The sequence below is a fragment of the Vibrio sp. 1CM24A genome (assembly GCF_023161725.1).
Taxonomy (GTDB): domain Bacteria; phylum Pseudomonadota; class Gammaproteobacteria; order Enterobacterales; family Vibrionaceae; genus Vibrio; species Vibrio coralliirubri.
Map to the genome: position 1 here is coordinate 573,432 of NZ_JALNTS010000001.1, position 12,401 is coordinate 585,832.

10 protein-coding genes and 1 riboswitch are annotated in these 12,401 nt (G+C 43.4%); of the genes, 6 read left to right on the top strand and 4 right to left on the bottom strand.

What is annotated here, in order from left to right:
- Positions 1-151 precede the first annotated feature (151 nt).
- A complete protein-coding gene (locus tag MSG38_RS02350) occupies positions 152-1,699 on the bottom strand; it encodes an arylsulfatase (protein WP_017060009.1) in 1,548 nt (515 codons plus the stop codon).
- 346 nt (positions 1,700-2,045) lie between these two features.
- Here MSG38_RS02350 and MSG38_RS02355 point away from each other — a divergent pair, with 346 nt between their 5' ends.
- The 5 genes from MSG38_RS02355 (at position 2,046) to MSG38_RS02375 (ending at position 8,716) form a co-directional block, all read left to right on the top strand.
- Positions 2,046-3,608 (top strand): arylsulfatase, encoded by a 1,563-nt coding sequence (locus MSG38_RS02355; RefSeq protein ID WP_048608536.1) that lies wholly within the window; start codon positions 2,046-2,048, stop codon positions 3,606-3,608.
- A 416-nt stretch (positions 3,609-4,024) separates the two neighbouring features.
- Positions 4,025-5,119 (top strand): cytochrome c peroxidase, encoded by a 1,095-nt coding sequence (locus tag MSG38_RS02360; RefSeq protein WP_248400902.1) that lies wholly within the window; start codon positions 4,025-4,027, stop codon positions 5,117-5,119.
- Complete coding sequence (locus MSG38_RS02365; RefSeq protein WP_248400903.1) at positions 5,112-7,502, top strand: ATP-binding protein; 2,391 nt, start codon at positions 5,112-5,114, stop codon at positions 7,500-7,502. Before MSG38_RS02360 ends, MSG38_RS02365 begins: the two co-directional genes overlap by 8 nt.
- A 13-nt stretch (positions 7,503-7,515) precedes the next feature.
- Positions 7,516-7,944: a hypothetical protein gene (locus MSG38_RS02370; protein ID WP_248400904.1), complete on the top strand. Its 429-nt coding sequence runs from the start codon at positions 7,516-7,518 to the stop codon at positions 7,942-7,944.
- Between the two features lie 106 nt (positions 7,945-8,050).
- A complete protein-coding gene (locus tag MSG38_RS02375) occupies positions 8,051-8,716 on the top strand; it encodes a DUF2057 family protein (protein WP_248400905.1) in 666 nt (221 codons plus the stop codon).
- A gap of 87 nt (positions 8,717-8,803) precedes the next feature.
- On the opposite strand, the gene MSG38_RS02380 is transcribed toward MSG38_RS02375, so the two are convergent.
- The 3 genes from MSG38_RS02380 to MSG38_RS02390 form a co-directional block, all read right to left on the bottom strand.
- Positions 8,804-8,962, bottom strand: coding sequence for a hypothetical protein (locus tag MSG38_RS02380; protein WP_165901729.1), 159 nt, complete (start codon positions 8,960-8,962; stop codon positions 8,804-8,806).
- A gap of 165 nt (positions 8,963-9,127) precedes the next feature.
- Complete coding sequence (locus tag MSG38_RS02385; RefSeq protein ID WP_248400906.1) at positions 9,128-9,844, bottom strand: Crp/Fnr family transcriptional regulator; 717 nt, start codon at positions 9,842-9,844, stop codon at positions 9,128-9,130.
- A gap of 254 nt (positions 9,845-10,098) precedes the next feature.
- Positions 10,099-11,124 (bottom strand): adenosine deaminase, encoded by a 1,026-nt coding sequence (locus MSG38_RS02390; RefSeq protein WP_248400907.1) that lies wholly within the window; start codon positions 11,122-11,124, stop codon positions 10,099-10,101.
- A 90-nt stretch (positions 11,125-11,214) separates the two neighbouring features.
- A riboswitch (purine riboswitch) is annotated at positions 11,215-11,314 on the bottom strand.
- 167 nt (positions 11,315-11,481) lie between these two features.
- Here MSG38_RS02390 and MSG38_RS02395 point away from each other — a divergent pair.
- The gene (locus tag MSG38_RS02395; RefSeq protein WP_248400908.1) at positions 11,482-12,264 is read left to right on the top strand and encodes a LuxR C-terminal-related transcriptional regulator; all 783 of its coding nucleotides are present in this window, start codon (positions 11,482-11,484) and stop codon (positions 12,262-12,264) included.
- Positions 12,265-12,401: the final 137 nt, after the last annotated feature.

Consider the following 12,401-nt stretch of genomic DNA (forward strand, 5'->3'; position numbering starts at 1 on the left):
ACGTAAAAACAACGAATTTACAATTATTTAGTGGCAGTGAGCTCGATAGTTGTGACTCATATTCACGACCGGGATTTACTCATCGGTATGCGCATAAAAAAAGAGCTCCTAAGAGCTCTTTACGTCTGTTCAGTTTCACTCAAACAATTACTTATTTGTTATGAGATTCCTGAAGTTTTTCCATTACCTGATCCAAGCTAAAGCTCGCGGCTTTTTGGCGTGGCGGGTATTCAGCAAAGGTTTCTAGGAACTTGCCGACATACGCTTGTGCTGGAACGAACATATAAGCATGGTCTAACAACCAGTCGTAGTATGTGTTCGATGTAATGTCTGCGTTTTCGTATGGGTCCATACGCAGGTTAAACAGCTTAGGAAGACGTAACGTCACGAACGGTTCAGCCCAGATTTGCATCGTGCCCGTTGCACGCTGCTCCATGAACACCGCTTTCCACTGGTTGTAACGAAGCGCCGCTAAATCACCATCATCGGTAAAGTAGAAGATCTCCGAGCGACGGCCTTTCTCTTCTTCACCCGTTAGGTAAGGCAGGAAGTTGTAACCATCTAAGTGAACCTTAAACGTTTTATCACCGGCAGTATGACCTTTGAGTAGTTTTTCTTTGATTTGGTCATCACCAGCAGCGGCAACGAAGGTTGGCATCCAGTCCATATGGTGCATAATTTCGTTGGATACGGTTCCTGGTTCAATCTTACCAGGCCAACGAACCATGGCTGGTACACGGTATGCGCCTTCCCAGTTGGTGTTTTTCTCACCACGGAACGGGGTTGTACCCGCATCAGGCCACGAGTTCATGTGAGGACCGTTATCCGTTGAATAGAAAACGATGGTGTTGTCTTTGATTCCCAACTCGTCCACTTGCTTCAATAGTTGCCCAACGTGTCGATCGTGTTCAACCATACCATCAGCGTAGTTACCAACACCGGTCACACCTTTACTGTCAGCTTTCACGTGCGTTCTAAAGTGCATACGTGTTGCGTTCCACCACACGAAGAATGGTTTGTCCGCTTTCACTGCGCGATCCATAAAATCAAGTGCCGCGTCTAGTGTTTCTTCATCGACCGTTTCCATACGCTTACGCGTTAGTGGGCCGGTATCTTCAATCTTGCCATCAGCAAATGATTTGATAACGCCACGAGGGCCAAATTTCTTACGAAACTCTGGGTCAGTTGGGTAATCTTCATTTTCTGGTTCTTCTTCAGCATTCAGGTGGTAAAGGTTGCCAAAAAATTCGTCAAACCCGTGTGCTGTTGGAAGGAATTCATCTTTATCGCCAAGGTGGTTTTTACCAAATTGACCTGTCATGTAACCCATAGGTTTCAGCATTTCTGCGATTGTCGCGTCTTCTGCTTGTAAGCCAATGTCTGCGCCCGGCAAGCCTACTTTACTCAAACCCGTTCGTAATACACTTTGTCCCGTAATGAAAGTAGAGCGACCAGCAGTACAAGATTGCTCTGCGTAGTAATCGGTAAACATCATCCCTTCTTTGGCGATGCTATCAATATTCGGGGTTTTGTAACCCATGAGACCGAAGGTGTATGCACTCACATTGGATTGACCAATATCGTCCCCCCAAATGACCAATATATTTGGCTTTTCTGCCGCAAAAGTGGCGCTGGACGCGGCCATCATTGCTGTACCCAAAATCGCTAATCGACGTTTAGCGCCATATTTCGCTGTCATAGAAACCTCTTCGTAAGTTATTTGCATCCTGCCCTACAACGTATAGTCCATTTTTTGCACATGCGCGAGATTCCCTAAGCTATTAATCTTTTTGTCATTTTTATTGAGATACGGATACAGAAATCATCGATAGGGTTTACGCCAACAAACATGATAAGGATCACACATACAAACTAAGGCTTTATTCTAGGTACCCACTGGAGCTGATATTAATCAATAGGTTACCTAAGCATCATAACGATTGGTTATAAGCACTATAAAAGGACGGAACGGAATTTTGGGAATAACATTTGCTCATCGATGTGTTGTTCTAACGCATTAATCTTAAAAGTGAATCGGAGTCCTTATGGGTACTAAAATTAATAAACTAGCATTAGGTGTTGGCTTATTAGCAGCTTCTTCAGCGGCAACAGCAGCAGAAAAACCAAACATTCTTGCTATCTGGGGTGATGACATTGGTGTATTCAACATCAGTGCATACAACAACGGTATGATGGGTTACGAAACACCTAACATCGACCGTATTGCTAACGAAGGCGCACTATTTACTGACCACTACGGTCAACAATCGTGTACTGCTGGTCGTGCTGCATTCCTAACCGGTCAAGAACCTTTCCGTACAGGTCTACTGACTATCGGTATGCCGGGCTCTGACCACGGTATCCCTGATTGGGCTCCAACAATCGCTGACCTTCTTAAAGAACAAGGCTACATGACAGCTCAGTTCGGTAAGAACCATATGGGTGACCAAGACAAACACCTTCCAACGAACCACGGTTTTGACCAGTTCTTCGGTAACCTTTACCACCTGAACGCGGAAGAAGAGCCAGAGACATACTACTACCCTAAAGATCCTGAGTTCCGTAAGAACTTTGGCCCTCGTGGTGTAATCAAGTCGACTTCTGACGGTAAGATTGAAGATACTGGTCCTATGACGCGTAAGCGTATGGAGCACGCAGATGAAGAGTTCCTAGAAGAATCTCTAGCGTTCATGGAAAAAGCAGTGAAAGCTGATAAACCATTCTTCATCTGGCACAACACGACTCGTATGCACGTGTGGACTCGACTACAAGAGAAATACCAAGGTAAATCTGGTATCAGTATCTACGCAGACGGCATGCTAGAGCACGATGACCAAGTGGGTATCCTTCTAGACAAGCTTGATGAGCTTAAGATCGCAGACAACACAATCGTTATCTACTCGACCGATAACGGTGCAGAAACGGTATCTTGGCCTGATGGTGGTGCTACTTACTTCCACGGTGAAAAAGGTACAACTTACGAAGGCGGTATGCGTGTTCCTCAGCTAGTTCGCTGGCCTGGTACTATCAAACCGGGAACTAAGATCAACGATATCATGGGGCACCAAGACTGGATCCCTACTCTACTAGCAGCCGCTGGTGATGATAAAGTGGTTGAGAAACTTGCGTCTGATAAAGGTGCAACTTACAACGGTAAAAACTGGCGTGTTCACCTAGATGGTTACAACTTCCTACCTTACTTCCAAGGCAAAGAAGAGGAAGGCCCTCGTGACAGCATGCTTTACTTCTCTGCTAACGCTGAGCTAAACGCAGTTCGTTGGAATGACTTCAAGATTTCGTTCGCAGTAATGGACGGTAACATCGTTGATGCGGTTCGCTTCCAACCAAACTGGCCTCAAGTTGTTCACCTACGTGCTGACCCATTCGAAAAAGCACCACACGAATCGGGCATGTACCTACGCTGGATGGCAGACAACATGTGGTTATTCGTACCAGTAGGCGGCAAAGTACAAGAGTTCATGAACACGCTACCTGACTACCCTATGCAGCAAAGCCAAGTGTTGAACCCTGGTAACTTCAACCAAAATGCTTACATGCTTCAAGGTAAACTTAAGCAACTAGAAGCGGCAGCAGCGCAAGCTAAATAAGCCCCTTTAGACCATGTAATTCAAGTAGTTTAGAAAGTACATGATGTAATACCAAAGCCGTGGTCACTCTATGCAGTTACCACGGCTTTTCTACGTCTGGCACTTGTTTTCTGTATCTGCATCAGTATCTGACTCTTAAAAATCCGAGTTTTATACAACAAGGTCTTTTCGAATTGACCGTTAGGTCACTAACTTGCCCTACGTAACGCGTTGTTTCTAACGATCCCTGTCCCTTGTCATCCAACGATTCAATGACTTCATCTTGCTCCTCTCCTCTTGTTACACCATCTTCTTGCAACATCACCACTATGAAACTAAGTTTATAAATATACACCTCTCATCCACAGGGTGAATAAGGTTTAAATCAGAAGGATTCTGACTTGCCAAAATTATCTAAACTAGATGGAACTAATACTATGAAAACGCCATATTTAGCAGTAATAAGCATCACTGTCATTTGCGTTTCAATAGGCCTACTGGTTTATGACGCCGCTTCTTTAAAGATGCACGCCTCATTTGAACACCAAGAAAATCACTCTCATGCAAACGACTATGATGATTCATACTCTTCAGAACACGACTCAAATACAGACTCACAAGATGCCCGACAAGCGGCATTTCCAGATCAACAAATATTCCCAATTCCAGATTCGACCGAGATTAACAATGAACTTGCCAAGATAGGTTGGGCGCTATTCAAAGACCCTAACTTATCGTCGAACCGAAGTGTCAGCTGTGAAAGTTGTCATAGCCTGCAAACCAATGGCGCTGAAGTGATTCCTGTTTCCATTGGCGTAAATGGAGCGGGAATGCGAAATTCACTCACCGTTTTTAACGCTGCCTTTAACTACCGATTTTTTTGGGATGGTCGGGTGAATAACCTTGGCGATCAAATCGATGGTCCAGTACACAACGTCGACGAAATGGATTCAAACTGGAAACACATTACGGATTATGTGTCTCAATCGGAAACTTACATCGACTTATTCCAAGAACAATCAACGCCCATTGACGAAGCTTCAATTAAGGCTGTTCTTATTGAATTTATGCAGGGTTTGACCACACCAAATGCCCCTTTCGACCTGTATTTAAAAGGTGACAACGCAGCACTTTCTGAAACCGCCAAACGAGGTTGGGAAACCTTTCAAGAAGAAGGCTGTATTCGTTGCCACCAAGGTACCAACATTGGTGGAGGCATGGTGATGCGATTTGGTTACTTCGGGTTATCGAAAACAGGAGCCGAGCGAAGTGAAGACCAAGGTCGCTTTATGTTTACCGCTCAACCACAAGATAAGCATCTATTTCGTGTTGCTAGCTTAAGAAACGTGGCGATCACTGCACCCTATTTTCATGACGGCCAAACAGCCACACTCGAAGAAGCGATCAAAATCATGGGTGAAAGCCAACTCGGTAAAACGTTTGAAAAACAGACCATTAACGATATCAAAGTCTTCCTAGAAACCCTAACAGGTAACCGCCCTCAAATGTTATTGGAGTTTGAAAATGAATAAAGTCAGACTCGTCTTTTTGGTGTTTATCTCCCTGTTTGTAGTTTTGATCAGTTTTATCGTATTGACGTATTCAGAGCATGATAAAGTCTCGAAATATGGAGGAGCCGTTCTTGTGTTGGGGCATGAGGTTCTGGAGATGCGCGACCACATAACTAACGCAGCGCTCACCGAGATTTCCACCCCTTACCAAATGTCTGCAGACTTAGTCACCCTAGAAAAAGAACTGCAAGCGCTCAAAGATAGCTATCAAGGTGAAAACACTCACTCGACCTTCTTTCAACACCTCCCAACACTGGAGTTGCTTGATCAATTCCATGATGCGTCAATGTCGAATGTCGATACACTAGACAAGCTCGTTGGGCTCAGTGTCGCTCGTCAGTTCATTCTGCAATCCATGACTGAGCAACTCACTGATAGTCAGACTACAAATAACAATTCTGGCGCAAAATCTGACATCATCATTCAGAGTGAACTCCTTGCTAGCGTGTTGTTTTCAGGCGTTAATATGCAACATTCAGGCGTAGATTCAGACTTAGCTAATCTTTCACAGACATTTGTCGAACTTAACCAGCAACATAGCCTTCTTTTATCTCAAGTTCTTGATTTACATAGCACTGAGTATATTGAGCACATAGAACATCAATTTACTGAGCTTCAAGAGCAACTCAAAAGCGTTACCGTTAAGCTGATCCTCACACTTGCGCTACTGACCTTCGTCTTCTCGTTCACCTTATTTATCCTCAGAATCTTCGAACTCAAGAGAAACAACCTCTCCTATCAAGAAGCCGCAGACAAAGCAGAAAAAGCCAGCGAAGCAAAATCTCTCTTTCTCGCGACCATGAGCCACGAGTTACGAACCCCAATGAATGGTGTGTTAGGTATCGCTCAAATCATAAAGGAAGACTCGCAAAGTTTAGATACTCGCAAACAGGCCCAAATCATCATTGATTCAGGACAACACCTTGTCACCATATTAAATGACATTCTTGACTTTTCTAAGGTGGAACAAGGCAAGATGGAGTTGGAATACAGCCCGTTCTCTGTCACCGACGTAGTAACACACCTTGATAAAACACTGACGCCTCTTGCAGAAGACAAAGGCCTCGCTTTTATCATTAAAGATAACATTCCTACCAACATTCAGTTGATTGGTGACTCTGCACGTACACGTCAGATCTTATTTAATTTAGCAGGCAACGCAGTCAAGTTTACTGAGTCAGGAAAGGTTGAAGTAGAATTCTTGATCGCACCGACTACCCCACCAAGCGTGAATATATTAGTGACTGACACAGGTATTGGCATTGCAGAAGACAAAATCGACCATATATTTACCGCCTTTGAACAAGCCGAGCTCTCAACAACCCGTAAGTTTGGTGGCACAGGGTTAGGGCTTTCCATTGTTCAGCAGTTAGTCGAACTGATGGGCGGAACAATTAAGGTTTCCAGCCAGCTTGGTTTGGGCACTCAATTTAAGATCTCTTTGCCGTTGGAGATGCATGAGCTTGAAGAACAAGTCATCGATCAAACGCCAACCAAAACCAATGAGACTCTCGATGACTTCTCAGTATTGTTAGTCGAAGACAACAAGATCAACGCAATGGTGATTAGGAAGTTCTGTGAGTCAATAAACTTAACGGTTGAGAATGCCTACGACGGTTTACAGGCCTTAGATAAGTTGGCGTCAAACCAATATGACCTGATCATAATGGACAACCATATGCCCAACATGAGCGGTATTGAAGCGATTCAAAAAATCCGTGGCGAACTCAAGCTGACTACGGTTGTTTTTGCATGTACCGCCGATGTATTCAAAGAGGCCCACGATGAATTCATCGAATCAGGCGCAGACTTTGTACTCACCAAACCGTTACAGAAAAACAGCTTACAAAACGCCATCAACGAGTTTCACCAACAGTTTGAGGTCAACCGCCATCACTCCGTTAACGCACACAATCTTCCAAACAAGGAAAAAAGTAACATCACGATGTTAACGCGTCACCCTAAGAACAAATTGCCCCTCACAGAGGAAGAACTGTCGCGTAGCCAATTTTTAACTAACGATGAGCTTAAAACAGACGAGAAACTCAAATGCTTAACTTCTCTCGTTGATGAGCTAGAAAACGAAATCGATGAGTTAATAGAGCTATTTTCGGACGCCAAACAGGATGACCTATCCAGAACATTGAAGGCGGTTAAAGAGATTGCAGCAAGGTATGAAATGAACGAAGTGCTTGAACTCGCGAGCTCAGCCGAACAGATAGCCGATCAACACATCATGCCCGAAGCAGAATTGCTTCAACAACTGATCAATCGATTGATGGTCAATAGTCATCAAGCCACTCGATTGATACACAAACTCCACCAGCAACGCAAAATGGGATAAAGGAAGGTATCACATGCTATGGAATTTGAACTTACCTAGCACCGGCCCACACTTGTTCTTGGCTCTTGGTGCAACCATCATTTTTGTGGTCGACTATCATGTACCTTTGGGCATTGCTATGGCCGTTCCCTACGTTACGATAGTATTGCTAGCGGCAACAACGAAAGATCCAACCTCCACAGTCATGTGGGCGATCACCTGCACCTTGCTTGCGCTCATTGGCTACTACCTATCTAGTACGGGCAGTGAAACCTGGTTCGTCGCCTTCAATCGCGTAATTACCATCTATGCTATTTGGATTTCGGCAATCGTTCCTATTTATGTCTCTTTAAAACCGTCTCAAGCGCCAACGGACGACGATAAAGATGCTTTAACAGAAAATAAGTCAAGCCCACGCTCTCACCTGACTAGAAACCACACAATAAACACGTTCAAAAACTAGGCTTAGGTTAAGTTTCGGTGAATTTTACCAAATCGAGACAAGGTAACTTGAAATACTTCTTTATGCATGCGAGTGTAGAACTACTCACCTAAATAACTGTATGACTATGAAAACATTACAATCCATTGCGCTGCTTTCGACAATTATCGCAGCACCACAAGTGTTAGCTGACGTAACAATTGAAGTTCCTTCTAGCGCAGATGCTTTAGTCGAAGTCTTAGCTGTAAATGAAGCTAAACCTGATCTTGGCGGTGGTTTCTTCTCTTCGAGCAAAACGATCACTGTTCCAGATGGCGTAAACCAAATCGTTTTCAAATATCAACTTGCTTTCAGCCAAGGCAACGACCGTGAGTTTGTCGACAGCGATACCATTATTGCTACTTTTGACGCGACAGACACCGCATTGACGTTCGACATGCCTAAGTTCCGCAACACCAACGAAGCGAAAAAAGGCTTTCAAAACTTAGATTGGAAACTGGTTGATGAAAACCAAAATGCAATCAGTGTTAAGCAAGATAAGCTAATCAAAGATGGCATGCAGATTGGTCGTAAATACCCGCAAGAAGCGAAGGAATACAACCAAAAAGGCGGCATCGCAGCACTTACAGTAGGTGCTAGCGCGGGCGCAGCGGCTGCTGTCGCGCAGCCAGTAACGCTTCCTGCAAAGATTGACGGAAATGCCGCGAATACAGCTGAAGAAATGTTATATTTCTGGTACGAAAAAGCGGATGCTGAAACAAAGCAGAAATTCAAAGACTACGTGAACAAGTAACTCAGCTGTCTTACTTTAAAAATGAAAGAAGCTGGCACACTGCCAGCTTCTTTTTGTCTTCATCTAGGTAATTTAGGCTCGTATAGACTAAGCAGACTCAGTCGATACCACTTTGCCATCTACTCTGGTTGGCCATCCCAACGCTTTATATTCTTCAGCCAGTAAGTATGCACAACGGCTAGAAATTCTTGTTTTAATCCAGTCACCAAGTCCCAGTACTTTATATTCCAATACAGCCATTTTCATAACAATTCTATTCCGCTCTAATTCAATTTATAAATCTAGAGTGAACATTATAGGTATTCTCTTTTGATGTATGTTCCTAAAAGAACACTGTGCATAATTTTTCGTTTAATGTTTGTTAATCACTGAAAATTTAATCATCCAAAGGTTAGTTCTGCTGTTAGAGGTTCACACCTTAATCTCAGCGACAGGATCGCGCATCATCAAATTCATTGGTGAAATACGCTCATACAGACCCTCAACATCGGTGATAAACACCTTCCCTCTTTGAATCTTCACTAAGCCCTGTTGCTCTATACCTTTGAGCACTTCATTCAATCTGGGCCTCGAGATCCCTGTAATAGTACTCAATTGAGTTTGTGAGATATTAATACTCACGGTCGCACCTGCAATATTGTTCTGGCGCGCCGCAAGTTCCAACAAAACATAAATGGTTTTCTGCTCTTTTTCATGAATCGAGGATAAGTAAGCCTGCATCCAAATAGATTGTGCTCTGGTCCCACTATGCAGCAGCCATTTGAATACCATGCACTGCTCTTCTGCTAGCGCTAACACCTTCTCGGCGGGGAAAAGCACCATAGTGATAGGCTCGACCTCCTCTGCCACAGCAAAGAGGTTGTAGTCGGCATGAAGAGTCAAAGCGCCTATCCAATCCCCCCTTCCAATCACACCTCCGGATATGCTTTTCATATTTTCGGTAGAAAAGCAGATTCCCGCAGAGCCGCTGAGAATATAGAAAACACCAGGCAGGTTTTGAAATTTCTGGGTGATTTCTAGGCTATGAACACTCGTTTTGAAAACAGCAATCTCGATTAAGCTATCGATCAATTCTTGCGGCAATTCACATGGCCATTGTATTTGTTCACTGATTGTTGGGTCTAACAACGGCGTATTCCTCCTCCGACAATCGCTATGTTTTCGTTATACAGCCTTAGTGCTGCATTTTACACTCCTTCTAAAGGTAGTTCATTACCGCTAGGACGAGATATTTTTAGCAAAATAAAATCATATCTCTTAGTAAGTTAGGTTATTTCTTAGCCTAAGGGTTACGTAAAACCAATATAAAAACGACCGACATATGTCGGTCGTTATAAGGCGCTATACTTCAGAGTTTTAGCTGCTGAAATCTAAACGACAGGCTACTCAGAATCAGCTTTAACTTTAATTTTAGTTAAGTAACCTAGAACAAGCTCTCGATATTGCTGCTTCAATGGCGCTTCAATAAAACTCGCGTCTATCGCATTCAAACTAAACTGCGCTAACTCCTGGTGAGTCATCTCATGAGCTTGGCTCACCGCATTAAAGTTATCCGACATGTAACCACCGAAATAAGCAGGGTCATCCGAGTTAATCGTTACAGCCACACCCTTTCTCAACAGTTCGACAATGTTGTGGTCTTCCATCACATCGAATACACGCAATTTAATATTCGACAGTGGGCACACCGTCAGTGGCATTTTAGTTTCAATCAGTTCTTCGATTAAAGCTTCGTCTGTCATGCACTGCACACCATGATCCACTCGACTCACGCTGAGCATTTCAATCGCATCGACGATGTTTTGAGCCGGCCCTTCTTCTCCTGCATGAGCCACCGTTAAGAAGCCCGCTTGTTTCGCTTGTTGGAATACACGCTTGAACTTCTCGGGTGGGTGTCCTAATTCAGAAGAGTCCAGCCCAACCCCGACGATCTTATCTTTATGCTTCAACACATCAGCGAACGTTTGAATGGCGCTCTCTTCAGACAGATGTCGTAAGAAACAAGCGATGATTTGAGAAGAGATACCTAACTGTTTTTGACCACTTTCGAGCGCACGATGAATCCCGTTAATCACAGTTTCAAATGCAATACCACGCTCCGTATGTGTTTGAGGATCAAAGAAAATCTCAGTATGAATAACATTGTCGGCTTTACAACGCTCTAAATACGCCCAAGTTAAATCATAGAAATCTTGTTCCGTGCGCAATGCATCCGCACCTTGATAATAGATATCCAAAAATGATTGCAAATCATCAAATTCGTATGCGCGTCTTAGTTGTTCTGGGGATGAATAAGGCAGATCAATGCCATTACGTTGAGCAAGCTGGAAAAGTAACTCAGGCTCAAGCGAGCCTTCAATGTGCAAATGCAACTCTACTTTTGGAAGCCCTTGAATAAATGCGTTCATATTTCACCTACTATGGATTTTAGGTGTGCACTTACTCTGAATAATAGACAGGAGGTTTTGTTGAACGCCATTACAAAGAGTAAGAACACAATTGTGATCTAAACCCTTCGTAATCAGCACTTTGCGGGAGCTGGTAGAGACCCCCAAACCATATCATTGGGGTTATACGAAGCAAACGGTTGCTACTATACAGAGTTCAGCGTGAATTTCACTAATCGTCTATCCATAAAACTAATAAATTACTCAGTAGCATTTAAGCATACTCGCCACACCTTATTCAGAACACCATTCTAACATTAGGTTGACACACTTTAGTTATTGCCGCTATTTTGTCTAAAACCACAAAAGACGGTCAATATGAAAGATAACCCATTCGCGAGCTTTGAGGATCTCCTCTCTCACCAAACCAACACTTTGACCGCATGCCAACCCAAAGATTTCGATAGCGCTTTTTTGTTACTGGCAAGAGAAGCGCTCGCTTGGTTTAAGCTCGACAGACTTACCCTATTTCCAAACTCAATGATTCTTCTGGATACAGGAAAAAGTATTTCCGTATCCCAAACAGATACTCCACCGCTTGAAATGGAACGCTTTCTAAAAGGCAATTATCTTGATTACCTTAAGCTTTTACGTTCAAAAGAGTGTTGGCAGTTGTTCCCTGAAGAAACACTAAAGAACCATAAACTCGACCCGTTACGTGTACTTTATGAAGAAGGTGCTCATTGGCATGGGATTGTAAGCCTTTCGTTGTTTGGTCAGCAGTGGGGAGCTATCGGCTTCTCACGGTTCAATCGTTACGATAAGCCAATTGAAGAGGCTGACATGAAGCGAATCAAATTGCTGAGTGATATCTGGCTCTGTTTTTGGCAGCATTCCAAAATGACGCGTAGTGTCACCAGCGATGAAACCAATAATATTAACGAGAGTGAAAAGCTATTATTGCTGACCAAAAGGCAGTGTGCGGTTCTGACTCAATTGGCACAAGGTTATACCGCAAAGCAATGTGCTGAGATCCTCTTTTTAAGCCCTAGAACCATTGAGTCACACAAATACCGCATGTTGGATATTTTGGAACTCGACAACCATACCGAACTGATTCAGTTTGCACTGCGAAATGGCTTTGGCATCGATAATCCATAGCGATATTATTAAAAGATCTGATAGTGACGAATGCTTATAAACACAAAACCCTCAAGCAAATAAAGTTTGAGGGTTTTATTAAAATGACTTTGTTAATTAATATCTTATTCAACTGTTTCAGTTATATCGAGTCACTT